This is a genomic window from Amorphoplanes friuliensis DSM 7358, from assembly GCF_000494755.1.
Lineage (GTDB): Bacteria > Actinomycetota > Actinomycetes > Mycobacteriales > Micromonosporaceae > Actinoplanes > Actinoplanes friuliensis.
Genome location: NC_022657.1, coordinates 8,636,557 through 8,657,138, shown reverse-complemented (window position 1 = coordinate 8,657,138; position 20,582 = coordinate 8,636,557). Strand labels below are relative to the sequence as shown.

20 protein-coding genes are annotated in these 20,582 nt (G+C 69.6%); 17 read left to right on the top strand and 3 right to left on the bottom strand.

Features of this window, described 5'->3' with window-relative positions:
* The first annotated feature begins 202 nt into the window (after nucleotides 1-202).
* The 13 genes from AFR_RS39900 to AFR_RS39840 all read left to right on the top strand — a co-directional run bounded on the left by AFR_RS39900 (nucleotide 203) and on the right by AFR_RS39840 (nucleotide 15,650).
* Nucleotides 203-835: a 50S ribosomal protein L25/general stress protein Ctc gene (locus tag AFR_RS39900; RefSeq protein WP_023562530.1), complete on the top strand. Its 633-nt coding sequence runs from the start codon at nucleotides 203-205 to the stop codon at nucleotides 833-835.
* A gap of 69 nt (nucleotides 836-904) precedes the next feature.
* Nucleotides 905-1,492, top strand: a complete 588-nt coding sequence (pth, locus tag AFR_RS39895) for an aminoacyl-tRNA hydrolase (protein WP_023562529.1) — start codon at nucleotides 905-907, stop codon at nucleotides 1,490-1,492.
* A gap of 139 nt (nucleotides 1,493-1,631) precedes the next feature.
* A complete protein-coding gene (locus AFR_RS39890) occupies nucleotides 1,632-3,431 on the top strand; it encodes a sugar transferase (protein ID WP_023562528.1) in 1,800 nt (599 codons plus the stop codon).
* A 41-nt stretch (nucleotides 3,432-3,472) separates the two neighbouring features.
* Entirely contained in the window at nucleotides 3,473-4,357 is an 885-nt protein-coding gene (locus tag AFR_RS39885; RefSeq protein WP_023562527.1) for a 3'(2'),5'-bisphosphate nucleotidase CysQ, read from the top strand.
* Nucleotides 4,358-4,404: 47 nt separating this feature from the next.
* Nucleotides 4,405-5,316, top strand: a complete 912-nt coding sequence (gene cysD, locus AFR_RS39880; RefSeq protein ID WP_023562526.1) for a sulfate adenylyltransferase subunit CysD — start codon at nucleotides 4,405-4,407, stop codon at nucleotides 5,314-5,316.
* Nucleotides 5,316-6,614: a sulfate adenylyltransferase subunit CysN gene (gene cysN / locus AFR_RS39875; protein ID WP_023562525.1), complete on the top strand. Its 1,299-nt coding sequence runs from the start codon at nucleotides 5,316-5,318 to the stop codon at nucleotides 6,612-6,614. Before cysD ends, cysN begins: the two co-directional genes overlap by 1 nt.
* Nucleotides 6,615-6,771: 157 nt before the next feature.
* Entirely contained in the window at nucleotides 6,772-7,749 is a 978-nt protein-coding gene (locus tag AFR_RS39870) for a LacI family DNA-binding transcriptional regulator (RefSeq protein ID WP_023562524.1), read from the top strand.
* Between the two features lie 116 nt (nucleotides 7,750-7,865).
* Complete coding sequence (gene arfA, locus AFR_RS39865; protein ID WP_023562523.1) at nucleotides 7,866-9,377, top strand: arabinosylfuranosidase ArfA; 1,512 nt, start codon at nucleotides 7,866-7,868, stop codon at nucleotides 9,375-9,377.
* Nucleotides 9,374-10,708 carry an ABC transporter substrate-binding protein gene (locus AFR_RS39860; RefSeq protein ID WP_023562522.1) on the top strand — a complete coding sequence of 445 codons (1,335 nt, stop codon included), beginning with the start codon at nucleotides 9,374-9,376 and terminating at the stop codon, nucleotides 10,706-10,708. Before arfA ends, AFR_RS39860 begins: the two co-directional genes overlap by 4 nt.
* A gap of 5 nt (nucleotides 10,709-10,713) precedes the next feature.
* On the top strand, nucleotides 10,714-11,664 hold the full coding sequence (locus tag AFR_RS39855) for a carbohydrate ABC transporter permease (protein WP_023562521.1): 951 nt from the start codon (nucleotides 10,714-10,716) through the stop codon (nucleotides 11,662-11,664).
* 2 nt (nucleotides 11,665-11,666) lie between these two features.
* Entirely contained in the window at nucleotides 11,667-12,494 is an 828-nt protein-coding gene (locus AFR_RS39850) for a carbohydrate ABC transporter permease (RefSeq protein ID WP_023562520.1), read from the top strand.
* 4 nt (nucleotides 12,495-12,498) lie between these two features.
* Nucleotides 12,499-14,634: a glycoside hydrolase family 43 protein gene (locus AFR_RS39845; protein ID WP_023562519.1), complete on the top strand. Its 2,136-nt coding sequence runs from the start codon at nucleotides 12,499-12,501 to the stop codon at nucleotides 14,632-14,634.
* Complete coding sequence (locus AFR_RS39840; protein ID WP_063749564.1) at nucleotides 14,628-15,650, top strand: glycoside hydrolase family 43 protein; 1,023 nt, start codon at nucleotides 14,628-14,630, stop codon at nucleotides 15,648-15,650. Before AFR_RS39845 ends, AFR_RS39840 begins: the two co-directional genes overlap by 7 nt.
* A gap of 2 nt (nucleotides 15,651-15,652) precedes the next feature.
* On the opposite strand, the gene AFR_RS39835 is transcribed toward AFR_RS39840, so the two are convergent.
* On the bottom strand, nucleotides 15,653-15,850 hold the full coding sequence (locus tag AFR_RS39835) for a hypothetical protein (RefSeq protein ID WP_023562517.1): 198 nt from the start codon (nucleotides 15,848-15,850) through the stop codon (nucleotides 15,653-15,655).
* Between the two features lie 54 nt (nucleotides 15,851-15,904).
* Here AFR_RS39835 and AFR_RS39830 point away from each other — a divergent pair, with 54 nt between their 5' ends.
* Nucleotides 15,905-16,228 (top strand): ArsR/SmtB family transcription factor, encoded by a 324-nt coding sequence (locus AFR_RS39830; protein WP_023562516.1) that lies wholly within the window; start codon nucleotides 15,905-15,907, stop codon nucleotides 16,226-16,228.
* Nucleotides 16,225-16,704 carry an SRPBCC family protein gene (locus tag AFR_RS39825; protein ID WP_023562515.1) on the top strand — a complete coding sequence of 160 codons (480 nt, stop codon included), beginning with the start codon at nucleotides 16,225-16,227 and terminating at the stop codon, nucleotides 16,702-16,704. The genes AFR_RS39830 and AFR_RS39825 overlap by 4 nt, the downstream gene beginning before the upstream one ends.
* On the opposite strand, the gene galK is transcribed toward AFR_RS39825, so the two are convergent.
* Nucleotides 16,701-17,837 (bottom strand): galactokinase, encoded by a 1,137-nt coding sequence (gene galK / locus AFR_RS39820; RefSeq protein ID WP_023562514.1) that lies wholly within the window; start codon nucleotides 17,835-17,837, stop codon nucleotides 16,701-16,703. The two genes, AFR_RS39825 and galK, sit on opposite strands and share 4 nt — an antisense overlap.
* A gap of 13 nt (nucleotides 17,838-17,850) precedes the next feature.
* On the bottom strand, nucleotides 17,851-18,828 hold the full coding sequence (galE, locus tag AFR_RS39815; protein ID WP_023562513.1) for a UDP-glucose 4-epimerase GalE: 978 nt from the start codon (nucleotides 18,826-18,828) through the stop codon (nucleotides 17,851-17,853).
* Nucleotides 18,829-18,980: 152 nt separating this feature from the next.
* Here galE and trpS point away from each other — a divergent pair, with 152 nt between their 5' ends.
* Together trpS and AFR_RS39805 are read left to right on the top strand one after the other, a co-directional pair.
* Nucleotides 18,981-20,006, top strand: coding sequence for a tryptophan--tRNA ligase (gene trpS, locus AFR_RS39810; protein WP_023562512.1), 1,026 nt, complete (start codon nucleotides 18,981-18,983; stop codon nucleotides 20,004-20,006).
* 5 nt (nucleotides 20,007-20,011) lie between these two features.
* Entirely contained in the window at nucleotides 20,012-20,545 is a 534-nt protein-coding gene (locus tag AFR_RS39805) for a 2'-5' RNA ligase family protein (protein ID WP_023562511.1), read from the top strand.
* The last annotated feature ends 37 nt before the right edge of the window (nucleotides 20,546-20,582 follow it).

The window sequence follows — 20,582 nt, the reverse complement described above, 5'->3', positions numbered from 1 at the left end:
GCGGGCGCGGCAGGTAAGCTGGTGCGGTTGCCACGGCGAGGGTGCCACGCGGTCTGCTGCAGTTTGCAGAGTTCGCTTGAGGCACCGTGATCGACGCGGTGCTCCGGGCCTGTGCCCTGCGCGCCCCTTCGCCGAGCGCCGATTTGCCCGCAGCCCCGCCGACTTAGACGCCGCCCGTTCCAACGTTTTCAGGAGTTTCCCCGTGTCCGAGGTAAAGATCAGCGCCGAGCCCCGTACCGAGTTCGGCAAGGGTGGTGCCCGCCGCACGCGCCGGGCCGGCCTCGTGCCCGCCGTGCTGTACGGCCACGGCGAAGCCCCCGTCCACATCGCGGTCCCCGCGCGTGAGTTCGCCGCGGCGATCCGCCACGGTGGCCTCAACCAGGTCTTCACGATCGACGTCGTCGGCAGCGCCGGCCCGACGCTCGCCCTGCCGAAGGCCATCCAGCGTGACCCGATCAAGGACACCTACGAGCACATCGACCTGATCATCGTCAAGCGTGGCGAGAAGGTCCAGGTCGACGTCCCGGTGACCCTGGTCGGCGAGGCCGCCCGCAACACCCTGGTCGTCAGCGAGTCCAACACCCTGGCCGTCGTGGCCGAGGCGATGCACCTGCCGAACGGCTTCGAGGTCTCGATCGAGGGCCTGGAGGCCGGCGCGCAGGTCACCGCCGGCGACGTCAACCTTCCGGAGGGCACCGAGCTGGCCGTCGAGCCCGACTTCGTGCTTGCTCTGGTCTCCGCCGCGCAGACCGCTGAGCAGCTCGAGGGCGACACCGGCGACTCCGCCGAGGCCGGCGCCGAGTCCGAGGCTGCTTCCGAGGAAGCCGCTTCCTGACCCGCAGAACCGCGATCTGAGAGGGAAAGTGCCCGAGGGGCACTTTCCCTCTTGTCGTAAGGAGAACCGATGACGGACGAGGCGCCCTTCCTGGTGGTCGGTCTGGGCAACCCCGGCCGCGAGTACGCCGGCAACCGCCACAACGTGGGCTTCATGGTGGCCGAGCTGCTGGCGTCCCGGGTGGGCGGCAAGTTCGGCCGGCACAAGCGTGCCGTGGCCGAGGTCGCCGAGGGGCGGCTCGGGTTCGGCGGGCCGAAGCTGATCCTGGTCAAGCCGTTGACGTTCATGAACCTCTCGGGTGCGCCGGTGGTGGCGCTGTCGCAGTTCTTCAAGGTGCCCGTGGAGAACGTCATTGCCGTCCACGACGAGCTCGACGTGCCGTACGGGCAGGTGCGGGTGAAGCGCGGCGGTGGTGAGGGTGGTCACAATGGGCTGCGCTCGATGTCAAAATCGCTCGGTAGCAAGGAGTACGCGAGGGTCCGGTTCGGCATCGGCCGGCCGCCCGGCCGGCAGGACCCGGCGGACTACGTGCTGTCCGACTTCGCCGGTGCGGAGCGCAAAGAGCTGGACTTTCTGGTCGATCGAGCCGCCGACGTGGTGGAGGCGGTCGTGCTGGAGGGTGTCGAGTGGGCGCAGAACAAATACCACGGAAGCTGATGAAACGGTGGCCGATCAGATAGATCGTTACGGCCGTTTTGTCCGTCTATCGATCCCGTGACGCTGCCCCCGGTTAGCGCGTTGGTCACGTAGCGCACCGAAACGGTGCGCGGAAACGCGCGGCACGGGGGAGGTTCGGATGCACCAGGACCTGTCCGAAGGCCACGAGGCGACACTGGGTGAGCCGACGGTGCTGCTGCCGACGGTTCAGCGCCGTGACGTCCAGCCGGTGGACCCGCATCCGGAGAACTACGGTCCGGCCAATCACCCGCCGGCCAACCACGGCCCGCGCCCGCACCGGCCGTCGCCGCACCGGTCCCGGAACACCAAGATTCCGGCGCCGGCCCGGCCGCCCGGTGACGACACGGGCGAGATCGTCGACAACGCACCGCCGCTGGCCGGTGCCGGCGGGCACGATCCGGCCGAGCGGGCCCGCAACCGGGCCGTGGAGCGGCACTGGTCGCCCGAGCGGAACAAGCAGTCCGCCGCCCGGCCGCCGACCCGCCCCTTCATCCGCGTGCGGGGCAGGCACGCGGCGATGTCGCGGCGCCAGCGCTGGGAACGCCGGTACGTCCGCACCCTCGTCCTCTGCGACCTGCTGGCGGGTGTGGCAGCGGGTGCGGTGACGTTCGGCCTGCGCTTCGGCGACGAGGTGACCACCTACAACCGCTCGTACCTGTTGCTCTCGGCGTTGCTGCCGGTCGTGCTGCTCGCCGTGCTGGTGGTGAGCCGGGCGTACGAGCGCCGGTTCCTGTTCGTCGGCACGGACGAGTACCAGCGGGTGTTCCGGGGCGGGGTCGGCCTGATCGCGGGTGTGGCCGTCGTGTCGTACGCGCTGGATCTTGATCTGGCCCGGTCCTACGTCCTGGCCGCGCTGCCGACGGCTATCGGGACCGCCGTGGTCCTGCGCTTCGCCCTGCGAAAACGGCTGCACATGTCCCGGGCGCGCGGCGAGAGCCTGCGCCGGGTGCTGGTCGTCGGGCACGAGCTGTCGGTCATCGGCATCACGCGCCAGCTGCGCCGCGAGAAGTACCACGGCCTGGAGGTGGTCGGCGCCTGCCTGCCGCCGAACCACGACGGCGTCATCGACCTGCCCGTCTTCGGCACGTTCGACAACGTCGCGAACGCGGTTGACCTCGCCGACGCGGACACCGTGGTGGTGCTGAGCTGCCCCGAGCTGGACGGTGCCGTCCTGCGCCGCCTGGCCTGGCGACTCGAACGCGACGAGGTCGACCTGGTCGTGGCCAGCGCGCTCATCGACGTGGCCGGCGCGCGCACCACCATCCGGCCGTTCGACGGGCTGCCGATGCTGCACGTCGACCATCCGCGGCTGCACGGCGGCGCGCGGATCGTAAAGGACCTCGTCGATCGGTTCGGAGCGCTGGCCCTGCTCATTCTCTTCGGACCGCTGCTGCTGGCCGTCGCACTCTGCGTCCGGGTGACCTCACGCGGACCGGTACTCTTCCGTCAGGTGCGGGTCGGTCGTGACGGGTCCGAGTTCCGCATCTTCAAGTTCCGCAGCATGTACGTCGATGCCGAGGCCCGGCTGGCCGAGCTCCGGCATCTCAACGAGTACGACGGTGTGCTCTTCAAAATGCGTGACGACCCGCGTGTGACGCCGGTCGGACGGTGGTTGCGGAGGCTCTCGCTGGACGAGCTTCCGCAGTTGCTGAACGTCCTGGCCGGGCAGATGTCGTTGGTCGGGCCGCGTCCGCCGTTGCCGTCGGAGGTGGCCGCCTACGCCGACGACGTGCGTCGCCGCTTGGCCGTCAAGCCGGGCATGACGGGCCTTTGGCAGGTTTCCGGACGATCGGACCTCCCGTGGGAGGAGGCGGTCAGGCTGGACCTGCGCTATGTGGAGAACTGGTCGCTGAGCTTGGACTTGGTGATCCTTTTGCGGACGATGACCGCCGTGGTTCGCTCCTCCGGGGCGTACTGAGCGGTTCGCACCAGAGGAAGCAGCGGAGAGGATTCAAGACGATGGGCGAGCAGACAGGGACGTCGGCGCGCATTGCCGGTCAGCGTGACCCTTCCGAGGGCGGCACGCCACCGGTCATCGACGCCGCGTTCGCGCGCTGGCTGGCCGACCGTGCCGGGCAGGTGCTGCTCCAGGTCCGCGAGGACGTGGGGTACGCCGACGGCAAGGCACTCAAGGCCGCCGGTGACAAGGCCGCGCACGATTTGCTGACGGCCGAGCTCGCCCGCTGGCGTCCCGCCGACGCCGTGCTGTCGGAGGAGGACGACCACTCCCGCGTCGCGTGGCAGGAAGGCGAGCACGGCACCGTGCGCCCCGACCGGCTCGACGCGTCCCGGGTCTGGATCATCGACCCGCTCGACGGCACCCGCGAGTTCTCCGAGGAGGGCCGCTCGGACTGGGCCGTGCACGTCGCGCTCTGGACGGCCGACTGCTCCAGCCCGAACTGTCTGGCCGCCGGAGCCGTCGCGATGCCCGCCCGGCACCGGACGTTCGCCACCGACAAAGCGCCGGCCTATCCGCCGCTGCCGCTGGCCGCCGCGACGGGTGGACCGATGCGCATCGCCGCCAGCCGCACCCGGCCGCCGGCGTTCGTCACGGCCCTCGCCGAGGACATCGGCGCCGAGCTGGTGCCGATGGGTTCCGCCGGTGTGAAGATCGCCGCGGTGATCAACGGCGAGGCCGACGCGTACATCCACGCGGGCGGTCAGTACGAGTGGGACAGTGCCGCACCGGTTGCTGTGGCGTCGGCCACTGGTCTACATGCTTCCCGAATCGACGGAAGTGCGTTGAAATACAACCAGGCCGATCCGAAGTTGCCGGATCTGGTGGTCTGTCGTAAGGATCTCGCTCCCCGACTGCTCGCAGCGCTGCAGCGGCACCTCCCGTAATCGACCCCCGGCATTGATCGGCTGACACACGAAAGGTCTGGGATTCCGTGAGCCAGACGAAGCCCTACCGCGTCTCGCATCTCGACGCTCTCGAAGCCGAGAGCATTTTTGTCATGCGCGAGGTCATGGCCGAGTTCGAGCGGCCCGTGCTGCTCTTCTCCGGCGGCAAGGACTCGATCGTCATGCTCCGCCTGGCGGAGAAGGCGTTCGCGCCGGCGCGCATCCCCTTCCCGGTCATGCACGTCGACACCGGTCACAACTTCCCCGAGGTCCTGGAATACCGCGACACGCGGGTCACCGAGCTGGGGCTCAACCTGGTCGTGGCGAGCGTGCAGGAGGCCATCGACTCCGGGACGGTCCGCGAGCTGCCGGACGGCACCCGCAACCGGATCCAGACCCCGGTGCTCCTCGCGGCCGTCGAGAAATACCGCTTCGACGCGCTCTTCGGCGGCGCCCGCCGCGACGAGGAGAAGGCCCGGGCCAAGGAGCGGATGTTCAGCTTCCGCGACGAGTTCGGCCAGTGGGACCCCAAGAACCAGCGCCCCGAGCTGTGGTCGCTCTACAACGGCCGGCACCACCCGGGCGAGTCGATCCGCGTGTTCCCGCTCTCCAACTGGACCGAGCTGGACGTGTGGCACTACATCGCCAAGGAGGAGATCGCGCTCCCGAGCATCTACTACGCGCACGACCGTGAGGTCGTCGAACGCGACGGGATGTTCTACGCGGTCAACGAGTTCATCGTTCCCCGTGCCGGCGAGACCGTCGAGACGCGGACGGTGCGCTACCGCACGGTGGGCGACGCGTCCCAGACCGCCGCGGTGCTCTCCGACGCCGACACGGTCGAGAAGGTCATCGACGAGGTCGCGGCGACCCGGATCACCGAGCGGGGCGCCACCCGGGGCGACGACAAGGTCAGCGAGGCCGCGATGGAAGACCGTAAGCGGGAAGGCTACTTCTGATGAGTCAGGCAACGCTGGAGTCCGAGGAAGCTGCCGCCCGCAGCATGGACCTGCTGCGGTTCGCGACCGCCGGCAGCGTCGACGACGGCAAGTCGACCCTGATCGGCCGTCTGCTCTACGACACCAAGTCGCTCTTCTCCGACCAGCTCGAGGCGGTCGAGGCGGTCAGTGCGGCGCGTGGTGACGAATACACCAACCTGGCGCTGCTCACCGACGGCCTGCGGGCCGAACGCGAGCAGGGCATCACGATCGACGTGGCGTACCGCTACTTCGCGACGCCGCGGCGCAAGTTCATCATCGCGGACACCCCGGGGCACATCCAGTACACCCGCAACATGGTCACCGGCGCTTCGACGGCCGACCTGGCGCTGATCCTGGTCGACGCCCGTAAGGGTCTCGTCGAGCAGTCCCGGCGGCACGCGTTCCTCACCTCGCTGCTGCGGGTCCCGCACCTGGTGCTCTGTGTCAACAAGATGGACCTGGTCGACTGGGACCGCGAGGTCTACGAGAAGATCGCCGACGAGTTCACCTCGTTCGCGGCGAAGCTCGACGCTCCCGACCTGACGGTCATCCCGATCTCGGCGCTCGAGGGTGACAACATCGCCTCCCGCTCCGAGAAGAGCCCGTGGTACGAGGGCCCGTCGCTGCTGCACCACCTCGAGCACGTGCACATCGCCTCGGACCGCAACCTGGTCGACGTGCGCTTCCCGGTGCAGTACGTCATCCGTCCCCAGTCGACGGTGGTCACCGACTACCGCGGCTACGCCGGTCAGGTCGCCTCGGGTGTGCTGAAGCCCGGTGACGACGTGATGGTGCTGCCGTCCGGGATGACCAGCAAGATTTCGGCCATCGACACCGCGGACGGCCCGGTCGACGAGGCTTTCCCGCCGATGTCCGTGACGGTGCGGCTGGCCGACGAGATTGACATCTCCCGCGGCGACATGATCTGCCGGCCGAACAACGCCCCGGCGGTCGCTCAGGACGTCGAGGCGATGGTCTGCTGGATGGACGAGACCGCCCCGCTGCGGGTCGGTGCGAAATACACGATCAAGCACACGACCCGGACGGCCCGCGCCGTGGTCCGCGGCCTGCAGTACAGGCTCGACGTGAACACGCTGCACCGCGACGAGACCGCGCCTCAGCTGGGCCTGAACGAGATCGGCCGGGTCAAGCTGCGCACGACGATCCCGTTGCTGGCCGACGAATACCGGCGCAACCGCACGACGGGTGGCTTCATCCTGATCGACGAGGCGACCAACCGGACGGTCGGCGCAGGAATGATCATCGAAGCTCAGTAGGACCCTGCAAAGCCCCATCTTGCTGCCGGAAGGCACCGAGGTGGGGCTTTTCGGTGCGAAACAATCGCTTGCAACGTTGTAGAGTGCGGCCAGTCGGTCTAGAGAAAGGGCGACGAGGGTGCCTCCGGGTCTGAAGGACGTGGCCGCACGGGCAGGCGTGTCCATCAAGACCGTCTCGAACGTGGTGAACGGCTACGTACACGTCGCGCCGGACACCCGTGCCCGGGTGCAGCGCGCCATCGACGACCTCGGGTACCGCCCCAACGCCGCCGCCCGGCAGTTGCGCAGCGGCCGTTCGGGTGTGATCGCCCTGGCTGTGCCCGAGCTCCAGTCGCCGTATTTTGCGGAGCTCGCCGGTCGTGTCGTCCAGGCGGCGGAGCGGCGCTCGTGGACGGTGCTGATCGATCAGACCGACGGGCAGGCCGAGCGTGAGCGCAATCTGGTGGCCGGGCTGCGGCGGCACGCGATCGACGGCCTGATCTTCAGTCCGCTGGCGCTCGCCGGCGAGGAGCTCGCCCGCGGTGGTGACGAGACGCCCATGGTGCTGCTGGGTGAGCGGGTGTGGCACGGCCCGGCCGATCACGTGGCGATCGACAACACCGCGGCGGCGGCCGACGCGACCCGGCACCTGTGCGAATCGGGCCGGGTGCGGATCGCCGCTATCGGCGCGCAGGACAGCCCTTCGGCGGTCACCGCCCATCAGCGTCTCGCCGGCTATCAGGCGGCTCTGCGGGAGGCCGGTCTGCCGTTCGACCCGGCTCTGGTGGCCGAGGTCGAGATGTTCCACCGGGCCGACGGTGCTGCCGCCATGGCCCGCCTGCTCAGCGGCCCCGCCCGGCCGGACGCGGTGTTCTGCTTCAACGATCTGCTGGCGCTCGGTGCGATCCGCACCCTGCTGGAACGCGGCTGTTCGGTGCCCGGTGACGTGGCGGTGATGGGTTTCGACGACATCGAGGACGGGCGGTTCAGCACCCCGACGCTGAGCACCGTCGCGCCTGATCTCGGCCGCATCGCGGACCTGGCCGTCGACCTGCTGGCCGAGCGGCTGGGCGAGAGTGACGGCGTCGCGGAACCGCCCCGGGAGCTGCGGGTGAGCCATCACCTGGTGGCCCGGGAGAGCACGCTCGGCCGCTGACCGGCCCGCACCTTCTCGATTCTTCCTGGTAACGCTCTTGTGTCGACCTCTTTACAACGTTGGTTCCAACGTTGTAAACAGTGTGAGACGGCACACACGGGCGACAGGAGTGACACGTGGAACTGGCTCGGCTGACCCTCGATCCGGCCTTTGCCATCGGTCCGGTGGACCGGCGGCTCTTCGGCTCGTTCGTCGAACACATGGGCCGGTGCGTCTACACGGGCATCTTCGAACCGGGCCACCCGGCCGCCGACGACGAAGGGCTACGCGGCGACGTGGTGGACCTCGTCCGCGAGCTCGGCGTCAGCCTGGTGCGTTACCCCGGCGGCAACTTCGTGTCGAACTACCGCTGGGAGGACGGCGTCGGCCCGGTCGGCGACCGCCCGCGGCGACTCGACCTGGCCTGGCGCTCGCTGGAGAGCAACGCCTTCGGCCTCAACGAGTTCATGCGCTGGAGCGAGCGGGCCGGCGTGGAACCGATGATGGCGGTCAACCTCGGCACCCGGGGCATCGCGGAGGCGGCCGAACTCGTCGAGTACTGCAACGTCCCGGACGGCACGGCTGCCGCCGACCTGCGCCGCAAGCACGGTGTCGCCCAGCCGCACGACGTCAAGCTCTGGTGCCTCGGCAACGAGATGGACGGGCCCTGGCAGATCGGCAGCATGACGGCCCACGAGTACGGCCGCCTGGCCACCCGCGCCGGCCAGGCGATGAAGCGGGTCGACCCCTCGATCGAGCTCGTCGCCTGTGGCAGCTCGAACGCCGACATGCCGACGTTCGCCGCGTGGGAGGCGACGGTCCTGGAGCTCGCCTACGACCAGGTCGACTACGTGTCGCTGCACCACTACTACGACCCCGAGAAGCACGACGAGGCCAGCTTCCGCGCCTCGGCGGTCAACCTCGACGGATTTGTCGACGACGTGGTCGCCACCGCCGACCACATCCGCGCCAAGCTGCGCCGCAGCAAGCGGATCAACCTGTCGCTGGACGAGTGGAACGTCTGGTACCAGTCGCGGTTCACCGAGCCGGAGGACCGCGGGATCGAGGACACCCCGGCGCTGATCGAGGACACCTACACCGTCACCGACGCGATGGTCGTGGGGAACCTGCTGATCAGCATGCTGCGCCACGCCGACCGGCTGACGGTCGGCTGCCTGGCACAGCTCGTCAACGTCATCGCGCCGATCCGGACCGAACCCGGTGGACCGGCCTGGCGGCAGACGATCTTCCACCCGTTCGCGCACACGGCCCGGCTCGCCCGGGGCACCGTGCTGCGGGCCGGGATCCAGTCACCCACGATGCCCACCGGCCGCTACGGCGACGTGCCGGCAGTGGACGCCGTGGCCACGATCGACGAGAACAGCGGCCAGGTCGTCGTTTTTGCCGTCAACCGCGGCACCGAACCCGTCGCCCTCGAACTGGACCTGCGGGCCTTCCCGCGGGTGCGGGCGGGGGAGCGGATCAGCATCGGCGACGACGATCCGGCCGCGGTGAACTCCGCTGCTGCTCCTGATCGCGTCTGTCCGCGTACGGAAAAAATGCCCGACCTCGACGGCGGTCGCACGACCGTCGTTCTTCCCCCCGTCTCCTGGCACGCCCTGAGCTTCACCCCCGAGGAGAAAATGTGAAACCACACCTGACCCGTCGCGGCCTGCTCGGGCTCGGCGTCGGCGCCGGTGGCGCCGTGCTGCTCGGCGCCTGCAGCGACGACGGACCCAACCCGGTCGTCGGAGGCGGCGGCGAGAACGCGCAGCCCGCAGCGACCAACTACACCGGACCCAACGTGGCCCTGGCCTTCTGGAACGGGTTCACCGGCGGTGACGGCCCGGTGATGAAAGCCCTGGTGGACAGGTTCAACAGCGAGAACCCCAACATCAAGGTCACCATGAACGTGTACGAGTGGGCCGACTACTACCAGAAGGTGCCCGCCGCGGTCTCCACCGGCAACGGCCCCGACCTCGGCATCATGCACGTCGAGCAGGTCGCCACCAACGCCGCCCGCGGGGTGGTGCTGCCGCTGGACGACGTGGCCGCGTCGCTGCAGCTCAACGAGGCCGACTTCTCGCCGCCCGTCTGGCGTGCGGGTGTCTACAACAACAAGCGGTACGCGATCCCGCTGGATGTCCACCCGCAGGGCATGTTCTACAACAAGGCCGTCCTCGAGCAGGCCGGGCTCGACCCGGAGAAGCCGCCGACGACCGGCGAGGAATACCTGGCGGCGCTGGACAAGCTCAAGAGCAAGGGCATCCAGGGGCACTGGGCCACACCGTTCCCGTTCACCGGTACGCACCAGTTCGAGTCGCTGACCTGGCAGTTCGGCGGGCAGCTGTTCGACGAGCAGGCCACCAAGCCGCTGTTCGCCGAGGAGCCCGGTGTCAAGGCGCTGACCTGGCTGACCGACCTCGTCAAGAACGGCTACAGCCCCAAGAACGTCGCCCAGGACGCCGACCTGATCGCCCTGCAGAACGGCAAGGCGGCGTTCAACTGGAACGGCATCTGGACGATCAACACGCTCCGCGCGGTGAAGAACCTCGAGTGGGGTGTGAGCGCGCTGCCGACGATCGGCAGCCAGCCCGCGGCGTGGGCCGGCTCGCACAACTTCGTGCAGTTCAAGCAACGTTCGCAGGACCAGAACAAGCTCCAGGCCGGCAAGGTCTTCATCAACTTCATCAGCAAGCAGTCGATCGAGTGGGCCAAGGGCGGTCAGGTGCCGGCCCGCAAGGAGATCCGCGACGGCGCCGAGTTCAAGGCGCTGCCGGAGCAGGCCGCGATCGGCTCGCAGATCGACAACCTGCACTTCCCGCCGTCGGTGCCCGGCATCCCGGATGCCATGGCCACGATCGACACCGCCGTCAACGAGGCGATCCTGCTGCGCAAGGAGCCGGCCAAGGCGCTCGCCGACGCGGCGGGCAAGGCCAACCAGATCCTCGAGCAGAACCGCAAGAAGTACGGCGGCTGAGCACCGTGGTGGAGCAGACCGTCCGCGCCGAGTCCGCGACCGCTGCGCCGGAGCCGGCACCCGCCGGCCCGGTGAAGCGGCGCGGGCCCGGCGCCACGCCGTACCTCTTCCTGCTGCCGTACCTGCTGCTGTTCGTGACGTTCACGCTGGTGCCGGCGGTCTACGGGCTGTGGGTGAGCCTGCACGAGTGGGACTACCTGCTGCCGGGCAAGCCGTTCGTGGGGCTGGACAACTACACGGCTCTCTTCGACAGTGCCTCGCCGGTGTTCGACTTCTTCTGGCAGAGCATGGAGGCCTCCGGGATCTTCACGGTCTTCAGCGTGCCGCTGCTGGTGGTCGTGCCGCTGGGCATCGCGCTGTTGCTGAACCGCTCGTTCAAGGGGCGCACTTTCTTCCGTGCGGTCTACTTCGCGCCGTACGTGCTGGGTGTGGCGGTCATCGGCCTGCTGTGGCGCTTCCTGCTGGACCCGAACCTCGGCGCGGTCAACAGCCTGCTGGGTGCGATCGGTCTGCCCGACGACACGGCGTGGACGACAGGTCTGCCCTGGGCCTGGATCTCGCTGGTCGGGGTCACCGTGTGGTGGACGCTCGGCTTCAACGCGGTCATCTACCTCGCCGGTCTGCAGGACATCCCGCGGGAGCTCTACGACGCGGCCAAGGTGGACGGTGGCGGGCGCTGGGCGGAGTTCCGTCACGTGACCCTGCCGGGGCTGCGGCCGGTCCTGCTCTTCGTCGTGATCAACACCGTGCTGGCGTCGAGCAACATGTTCGGCCAGTCGTACCTGATCACCCAGGGCGCACCGGGTGTGGAGACCCGCACGGCGATCATGTACATCGCCGAGGAGGGCCTGCGCGGGTACCGCATGGGCAGCGCGTCCGCGATGAGTTACCTGCTCACCCTGGCCCTGCTCATCATCAGCATGACGATTTTCCGGCTGTTCCGGACGAAGGACTGATCATGGGCCGACTCCGCGGTATCGCCTGGTACACCCTGCTCGGCGGGCTCAGCCTCGTCTTCATCGCGCCGCTGGTGTGGATGCTCACCACCTCGCTCAAGACCGCGGGTGAGGCCACCCGCATCCCGCCGTCGATCCTGCCCGAGGACCCGACCACCGGCGCGTACGCCGAACTGTTCGGTGGCAACACGCAGGCGCCGGTGCTGCGGTGGTTCCTCAACAGCCTGCTGGCCGCCAGCGGGCAGGCCCTGCTGGTGCTCTTTGTCGCCTCGACCGCCGCCTACGCGCTGGCCCGGATGAACTTCCGCGGCAAGAACGTCATCTTCGCCATGATCATCGGGACGTTGTTCATCCCGATCTTCACGCTGATCATCCCGAACTTCCTGATCATCGACCGGCTCGGCTGGCTGGACAGCCTGTGGGCGCTGATCGTGCCCGGGGCGGCGAGCGCCTTCGGCGTCTTCTTCCTGCGGCAGTTCTTCCAGGGCCTGCCCCAGGAGCTCGAGGAGGCCGCGGTCATCGAGGGCGCCAACGCGTGGCAGATCTTCACCAAGGTGATCCTGCCGCTCTCCAAGCCGGCCCTGGCCACCCTCGCGGTGATCAGCTTCCTGTCCAACTGGAACGACTTCATCTGGCCGGTCTACGTGCTGTTCAGCCCCGAGAACTACACGCTGCCGCCCGGTCTCGGGCAGCTGCAGGGCGCGTACAGCATCAACTATCCGGTGATCATGGCCGGCGCCGCGCTGGCCAGCATCCCGGTGCTGATCCTGTTCGTGATCAGCCAGCGCTACATCATCGAAGGTGTCTCCCGGTCCGGCCTGAAGGGCTGATCCCATGCGACGGTTCACGGCGGCGCTGGCCGCGGTCTTACTCCTGCTCACCCCCGCACCGGCCCGCGCGAACCCCGTCTCGGCCTCGTTCGCCGACACGTTCGCCGACCCGATGGTTCTGCGGGGCGACGACGGCTACTGGTACGCCTACGGGACCACCGATCCGCTGCGGGAGGGCGAGAAGGTGGCCCACCGGATCCCGACGGCCCGGTCGAGCGACCTGACCTCGTGGACCTACCTGGGTGACGCCTTCACCGCGGGACAGCGGCCGGCTTTTGCCGCCGAGAATGCCGTCTTCTGGGCGCCGGACGTCCGCCGGTCCGGCGACCACTGGATCATGTACGTCACCGTCACCGAGACGACCGTGGCACCGGGCGCCTCCGCGATCGGGGCGGCCACCGCGCCGACCCCGGCCGGACCGTGGACCTTCGCCGACGAGCCCGTCGTCGCGCCCCGGCCCAGCGGCGACGGCGGCTGGCTGTGGACGTTCGACCCGGCCCAGCTGACCACTCCGGACGGCCGCCAGTACCTCTACTACGGCAGCTACTTCGGCGGCATCTGGGTCAGCGAGCTGAGCGCGGACGGCCTGCGCATCACCGGTACGCCCACCCGCGTCGCCATCGACAACAAGTTCGAGGGCGCCTACGTCGTGCGCCGCGACGGCTGGTACTACCTCTTCGCCTCGTCCGCAAACTGCTGCGCGGGCCCGACCACCGGTTACTCGGTGTCCGCCGGTCGCTCCCGGAGCCCGCGCGGACCCTTCACCGACCGCGACGGCCTGCGGCTGGACGTCTCCCGCGCCGGTGGCACACCGGTCATCGCGCCGAACGGTAACCGCTGGGTCGGCACCGGCCACAACGGCCTGATCACCGATCTGGCCGGGCAGGACTGGCTCGCCTACCACGCGATCGACCGGGCCGACCCGTACCTCGACGAGCCGTTCGGGATCAACGAGCGGCCGATGCTGCTCGACCGTCTCGACTGGATCGACGGCTGGCCGACCGTCCGCGCCGGCGCCTGGGCATCGGATCGGCTGGTCACCGAGCCGGTCACCCGCACGCCGCTGCAGGACCGCTTCGACACGCTCTCCGCCCGCACCTGGCAGGTCGTCGACGGTCGCTGGGCGGTCGCCGACGGTCGCCTGCGCGGCCAGGGCACGCTGGTCGCCCGCAAGCCGCTGCCGGGAGACCTCCGCGTCGAGGCCGACCTCCGCGGCCCGGCCGGTCTCACCATCGACACCCTCTCGGTACGCGCAGAGCACAGCACCCTGGTCATCAGGTCCGGCCGCCGAACCGTGGCACAGACCCACATCGCCCCCTCGACATCGTTGCGCCACCTCAGCGTCGAACGTCGTGGCGGGCAGGTCACCGCGATGCTGGACTCCGTTCGGCTCGACGCGCGGGTGCACGGTCGCGGTCCCGGGATCGTCGGCCTCACGGCCACGGCCGAGGCCGAGTGGGACAACCTGAGCGCCGGGCGGCCCGCCGATCCCGTACGCCGGGCAGTCGCCGTGCCACAGCCGGGACGGGCGCTGAACGCGTACTCGGACGACTTCCGCGGCACGGCCCTCGGCGCCGGCTGGTCCTTCGTGCGGCCCGACGCCGCCGCGACCGTGTCCGGTGGCGCGCTGCGCTGGCCGGTGCAGAACGCCGACCTCACCGGCGACTCGAACACCGCCGGTGTTCTGCTGCGCGACGCACCCGCCGGCCGGTGGATCGCCGAGACGAAGGTGACCCTCGACCTGGGTGAGGACACCGTCCGCAACTACCAGCAGGCCGGGATCGTCGCGTACGCCGGGGACGACGAGTTCGCCCGGCTCTCCGCGGTGGCGATCTGGAACACCCGCCAGGTCGAGTTCGGCCACGAGATCCCGTACGCCGGCGCCACGTCGTACGGCGGGACGATCGTGGGCGCCCCCGGGCTCACCACCACCTGGTTGCGGCTGGCGCACAGCATCGACCCGCGCAACGGCGAGCACGAGTACCGGGCCGGGGTGAGCCGCGACGGGCGTACCTGGACCTGGGGTGGCGTGTGGACGCTGCCGGCGGATTCGGCTCCGCGGATCGGCCTCGTCGCGCACGGCGGCGCCGAGCCTCCGGTCACCGCCGCCTTCGACTACCTGCGGTTCAGCCGATGGTGAGGCGTCTCGCCGGCATCCTGTCCCTGTGTTTGCTCGCCGCCGGATGCAGCAGCAGCGGCGGCAGCGGAGAGCCGGCCCGGCCGGCGGAAAAGGAGCCCCCGGCCGTGGCGACCTTCACCAACCCGGTCTTCACCGACAACTTCCCCGATCCGGGCGCGATCCTCGTCGACGGCACCTGGTACGCCTACGGCACCAACAACGCGGCCGCGAACGTACCGGTCCTGACCTCACCCGACCTGGTCACCTGGACGGGTGCGGGTGACGTGCTGCCCGAGGTCGGCAAGTGGGCCGAGGCCGGCAACACCTGGGCGCCCGAGGTCATCGCGGCCGACGGCGGTTACCTGCTCTACTACACCGCGCGCAGCCGGGCCACGAACCGTCAATGCATCGGGGTCGCCCGCGCCACCGAGCCGCAGGGGCCGTTCGTGGACGACGCCGACGAGCCCCTGATCTGCCAGGCGGACGAGGGCGGCTCGATCGACGCCAGCCCGTACGCCGACGAGTCCGGCGCCCTGTGGCTCCACTGGAAGAACGACGGCAACGCGCTCGGCCGGCCGACTCACCTGTACGGCAGTCGGCTGAGCAAGGACGGCCGCACTCTCGAGGGCAAGACCGTGCGCCTGCTGACCAACGACGCCGCCTGGGAGGACCATGTCATCGAGGCGCCCCAGCTGGTCCGTCACGACGGCAAGCTGTTCCTCTTCTACTCGGCCAACGCCTTCGACAAGGACGTCTACGCCGTGGGGTACGCCGAGTGCGACAGTCCACTGGGGCCGTGCCGCAAGGCGTCCGAGAACCCGATCCTGCGTACGTCACCGGCGGCGGCCGGCCCGGGTCACAGTTTCCTGGTCACCACACCGGCGGGCGAGACGTGGTTGCTCTACCACGCCTGGCCGCCCGAGGCGATCGGCAGCGTCGTCCCCGGCCGGCAGCTGTGGCTCGACCGGGTCGACTGGATCGACGGCCGCCCGGTCGTGCAGGGACCGACCACGGACCCGCAGCCGGTCCCGCGCTGACCTCAGCGGTTGTCGTCGCCGGAGCCGGTGGCTTCCTCGATGCCGCTGGAGATGGCACCCGTGAGGTCGTCGGCCGGCACTGCGATCTTCTCCCCGTCGACTTCCTCGACGGGCTTCTCGGTCCTGTCGGGCTCGGGTGCGGTGCCGTCGCCGGCAAATCCGAACTCGTTGGGCCGGTTGGACTCGGACTCAACAGTCATGCGGGCTGCATACCCACTCTTGACGGTGTGAAGCGTAAGTCGTAGCTTTCGTTAGTGGCGACTTTCAAAGAGCATCAGGGCTGGGAAGCACTGGGCGATCCCAGCCGGTTCGCCATCGTGAAGTGCCTGGCCGAGGGGCCCCGCGCCGTCGGTGAGATCGCCGACCAGCTCCCGATCAGCCGGCAGGCCGTGTCCCAGCACCTGCGGGTGCTCAAGGACGCCGGGCTCGTCGCCGACCGGGCACAGGGGACACGCAGGGTCTACCGGCTCAACCCGGCCGGCGTGGCCGCGCTCAGGGATCAGCTGGACACCTTCTGGCGCCGGGCGCTCGACAGCTATCAGAGCCTCGCCGAGGACACGACCGAGGAGAAACCATGACGCAGGAAGACCCCACCGCGGTGCGCCGGCAGGTTGTCATCAACGCGCCGCTCGAGAAGGCTTTTGCCGTGTTCACCGACCGGTTCGGCGACATCAAGCCGCCCGAGCACAACCTGCTGCAGGTCCCGCTGGCCGAGACCGTGTTCGAGCCCAAGGTCGGCGGGCACATCTACGACCGCGGCACGGACGGCAGCGAGTGCCGCTGGGCGCGGATCCTCGCCTTCGACCCGCCGAACCGGGTGGTGTTCAGCTGGGACATCGGCCCGACCTGGCAGATCGAGACGGACCCGGACCTGACCAGCGAGGTCGAGGTCACGTTCACCGCCGAGACCCCGGACCGCACCCGTGTGGAGCTCGAACACCGCAACCTCGACCGGCACGGCCCCGGCTGGCAGTCCCTGCGCGACGGCGTCGACGACACCGAAGGCTGGCCGCTCTACCTCCAGCGTTACGTCGCCGCCTTCGAGGGGCTCTAGGGGAGGCGGGTCGCTCCGGGGCCGGGGGTGGCCATCCAGGCGGTCGGGGCCGTGAAGGAACGCTCCGCATAGGCGCGTTCGACCGCGGCCGTGGTGGTGTCCGCGTCGGCCGCGTCGATCAGCGCCAGGACACACCCGCCGAAGCCGCCCCCGGTCATGCGGGCGCCGTACGCGCCCGCGGCCAGGGCGGCCTCGACCGCCACGTCGATCTCCGGCACGGTGATCTCGAAGTCGTCGCGCATCGAGGCGTGGGACGCGGTCATCAGCGGGCCGATGTCCCGGATGCGGCCGGCGCGCAGCAGCTCCACCGTGTCGAGGACCCGCTGGTTCTCGGTGACGATGTGCCGGACGCGGCGGCGCATCACGTCGTCGTCGAGCTTGCCCAGGGCCTCGTCGAGCGCGTCCGGGGTCACGTCGCGCAGCGCGGGCACACCGAGGATGCGGGCGGCCTCCTCGCAGGACTTGCGCCGGGCGCCGTACTCGCCGTCGACGTGCTGGTGGGGCGCGTTGCTGTTGATGATCAGGATGGCCAGGCCGGCCGCTGCCAGGTCGAACGGGATCTGCTCGACCGCCAAGGAACGGCAGTCCAGGAACAGCGCCCGGCCCTCCTCGCAGCGGATCGAGGCGGACTGGTCCATGATCCCGGTCGGCGCACCGACGTAGACGTTCTCGGCCCGCTGCGCCAGCGCCGGACGGTCCGCGACGGGCAGGTCGAGCCCGCCCAGGTCGGCCAGCGCGGTGAGCACGGCCGACTCCAGCGCGGCCGACGACGAGACGCCGGCGCCCACCGGCACGTCCGAGGTGAGCGCGATCCGGGCCGGGGGCACGTCGAAGCCCGCGTCCGTCAGCGCCCAGACCACCCCGGCCACGTACGCCGCCCAGCCCTCGACCGCACCGAGCCCGGTCGACGTGAAGGCCACCGGCTCGGGCTCGAAGTCCGAGCACACCGCCCAGCCAGGCTCGTCCGAGAGGGCGGCTGCGGCCACCACACGCTGCGGCAACGCGAAGGGCAGCACGAACCCGTCGTTGTAATCGGTGTGCTCACCGATGAGGTTGACCCGTCCGGGCGCCGCCCACCGGCCGGTGGGCTCGCTCCCGAACGCTGCGGTGAAGGCTGCGGAGGCGTCATTCATGCCGATGATCAGATCACGCGACGTGGCTGCGGTAGAACGCCCAGGCGTCACCGATCATGTCGGTGAGGGTGTTCTTCTCCGGGACCCAGCCGAGCTCGTCGCGGGCCCGCTGTGACCCCGCCACGAGCGTGGCCGGGTCGCCGTCGCGGCGCGGTGCGATCTCGATCGGCAGGTCGGCGCCGGTGACCTCGCGGGCGGCCTCGACGACCTGCCGGTTGGAGAAGCCGTTGCCGTTGCCCAGGTTGTAGATCTTGTGCTCGCCGGGGGTGGCCGCGTCGAGCGCCAGCAGGTGCGCCCGGGCCAGGTCCTGCACGTGGATGTAGTCGCGGACGCAGGTGCCGTCGACGGTCGGGTAGTCGTCGCCGAAGAGCTGGAGCTTGTCGCGCTTGCCCGCGGCGGCCTGCAGGGTGATCGGGATGAGGTGCGTCTCCGGGTCGTGCCGCTCACCGATGGCGGTGCCGTCGGGGCGGATCAGCGCGCCGGCCACGTTGAAGTACCGCAGCGAGACGGCGGCCAGCCCGTGCGCGAACGTCTCCGAGGTCAGCGCGAAGTCGAAGGCCAGCTTCGTCGCGCCGTACGTGTTGGTCGGTGCCTTGACCGCGCCCTCGGTGATCGGCAGCTCGGTGGGGTTGCCGTAGACCGCGGCGGTGGAGGAGAAGACGACACGCGGCACCTTGGCGGCCCGGATCGCCTCGAGCAGGGCCAGCGACCGCACGACGTTGTGGTCCCAGTAGAGCTCCGGCTTGGCCATCGACTCACCGGCGGCGATCAGGCCGGCGAAGTGCAGCACGGCGTCGAAGCCCGAGCCCGGGGTGAGTACGCTGCCCGCTTCGGAGATGTCCGCCTGCACGAAGGTGGCATCGGGAGCGACAGCCTCGCGGAAACCGGTGCTGAGGTTGTCCAGCACGGTGACCTCGTGACCCGCGTCGAGCAGCAGCCGGCTGGTGACGCTGCCGACGTAGCCGGCGCCTCCCGTGACGAGCAGTTTCACGTCGTGACCTTTCGTAGCGTGAGCTTGACGGACGCGCGAACTCCAGAATAGCTTTCCACCAAGAACGCTCATAAGTCAACACGTTTAAACATCAGACCGAGAGCAGCCGGGCGTTTGACGGAAAGCCCGCAGAGACTGACACAATGGCGCTCATGTCCGACGCCGACCACCGCCCCCGGGTGCTCTCCGGCATCCAGCCGACCGCCGACTCGTTCCACCTCGGCAACTATCTCGGCGCGGTCCGGAACTGGGTGGCGATGCAGGACACCGCCGACGCGTTCTACTGCGTCGTCGACCTGCACGCGATCACCATGGGGCACGACCCGGTCGCCCTGCGAAACCGCACGCGGCTGTCGGTGGCGCAGCTGCTCGCGCTGGGTCTCGACCCCGAGCGCTGCACCCTCTTCGTGCAGTCGCACGTGCCCGAGCACGCCCAGCTCGCCTGGGTGCTGAGCTGCATCACCGGCTTCGGCGAGGCCGGCCGGATGGTCCAGTTCAAGGACAAGTCGTCGAAGCAGGGCTCCGACACGACCAGCGTCGGCCTCTTCACCTACCCGATCCTGCAGGCCGCGGACATCCTGCTCTACCAGGCCGACGCGGTGCCGGTCGGCGAGGACCAGCGCCAGCACCTCGAGCTCACCCGTGACCTGGCGCAGCGGTTCAACACCCGCTTCGGCAAGACGTTCACGGTGCCGTCGGCGTACATCGTCCGGGACACCGCGAAGATCACCGACCTGCAGGACCCGACGGCCAAGATGTCGAAGTCCGCGTCGTCGCCGAACGGCCTCATCGAGCTGCTCGAGGAGCCGGCCCGCTCGGCCAAGAAGATCAAGTCGGCGGTCACGGACACCGGCCGGGAGATCCTCTACGACGAGGAGAACAAGCCCGGCATCAGCAACCTGCTGACCATCTACGCGGCGCTGACCAGCCGGACCATAGACGAGCTGCTCGAGCAGTACGACGGACGCGGCTACGGCGACCTCAAGAAGGACCTCGCCGAGATCGTGGTCGAGTTCGTCAAGCCGATCCAGGAGCGCACCCGGACCTTCCTCGAGGACCCGGGTTACCTGGACAAGATCCTCGCGGTCGGCGCGGACAAGGCCCGGGCCGTCTCGGCGGTCACGCTGGCCGACGCCTACCAGCACCTCGGCTTCCTCAGCCCCTCACGCGGAGCCTGACCCGCGTGGCCGAGGGCACGACGCGCATCGGCGTCGCGATCGACATCCCCGAGCCGTGGGGCTCGGAGCTGACCCGGCGCCGGGGTGAGGCGGGCGACCCGCAGGCCGCCTACACACCGGCGCACGTCACGCTGCTCGGCCCGACCGAGATCTTCTCGGAGGCGCTGCCCGCCATCGAGAAACACCTGGAAGCGGTGGCTTCGGCGCAGGACCCGTTCACCATCCACCTGCGCGGCACCGGGACGTTCCGGCCGATCACCGAGGTCGTCTTCGTGACCCTCGCCGTCGGCATCAGCGAGTGCGAGCTGCTCGCCGGGGCGATCGCGGCCGCCGACGGGATCCACCGCGACACCCGTTTCCCGTACCACCCGCACGTCACGGTCGCTCAGGACGTGCCCAGCGACGCGCTGGACGCGGTCTTCGACGATCTGGCCGGCTTCTCCGCGCGTTTCGACGTCGGGTCGTTCACGCTCTTCTCGCACGGTGGCGAGGGTCCGTGGCAACGCCGCCGGGACTATCCGCTCGGCGGACTTCGTTAGCGAGGCGGCCCCGCGGCCCGAGCCCGTCAAGAACCCC

Excerpts from the sequence above, each read along its gene's own strand:
- AFR_RS39885 (WP_023562527.1), top strand. The coding sequence starts at position 3,473 with ATGGGCGAGCAGACAGGGACGTCGGCGCGCATTGCCGGTCAGCGTGAC.
- AFR_RS39835 (WP_023562517.1), bottom strand. The coding sequence starts at position 15,850 with ATGACTGTTGAGTCCGAGTCCAACCGGCCCAACGAGTTCGGATTTGCC.
- AFR_RS39890 (WP_023562528.1), top strand. The coding sequence starts at position 1,632 with ATGCACCAGGACCTGTCCGAAGGCCACGAGGCGACACTGGGTGAGCCG.
- AFR_RS39845 (WP_023562519.1), top strand. The coding sequence starts at position 12,499 with ATGCGACGGTTCACGGCGGCGCTGGCCGCGGTCTTACTCCTGCTCACC.
- AFR_RS39850 (WP_023562520.1), top strand. The coding sequence starts at position 11,667 with ATGGGCCGACTCCGCGGTATCGCCTGGTACACCCTGCTCGGCGGGCTC.
- pth (WP_023562529.1), top strand. The coding sequence starts at position 905 with ATGACGGACGAGGCGCCCTTCCTGGTGGTCGGTCTGGGCAACCCCGGC.
- cysN (WP_023562525.1), top strand. The coding sequence starts at position 5,316 with ATGAGTCAGGCAACGCTGGAGTCCGAGGAAGCTGCCGCCCGCAGCATG.
- trpS (WP_023562512.1), top strand. The coding sequence starts at position 18,981 with ATGTCCGACGCCGACCACCGCCCCCGGGTGCTCTCCGGCATCCAGCCG.
- AFR_RS39825 (WP_023562515.1), top strand. The coding sequence starts at position 16,225 with ATGACGCAGGAAGACCCCACCGCGGTGCGCCGGCAGGTTGTCATCAAC.
- galK (WP_023562514.1), bottom strand. The coding sequence starts at position 17,837 with ATGAATGACGCCTCCGCAGCCTTCACCGCAGCGTTCGGGAGCGAGCCC.
- AFR_RS39840 (WP_063749564.1), top strand. The coding sequence starts at position 14,628 with ATGGTGAGGCGTCTCGCCGGCATCCTGTCCCTGTGTTTGCTCGCCGCC.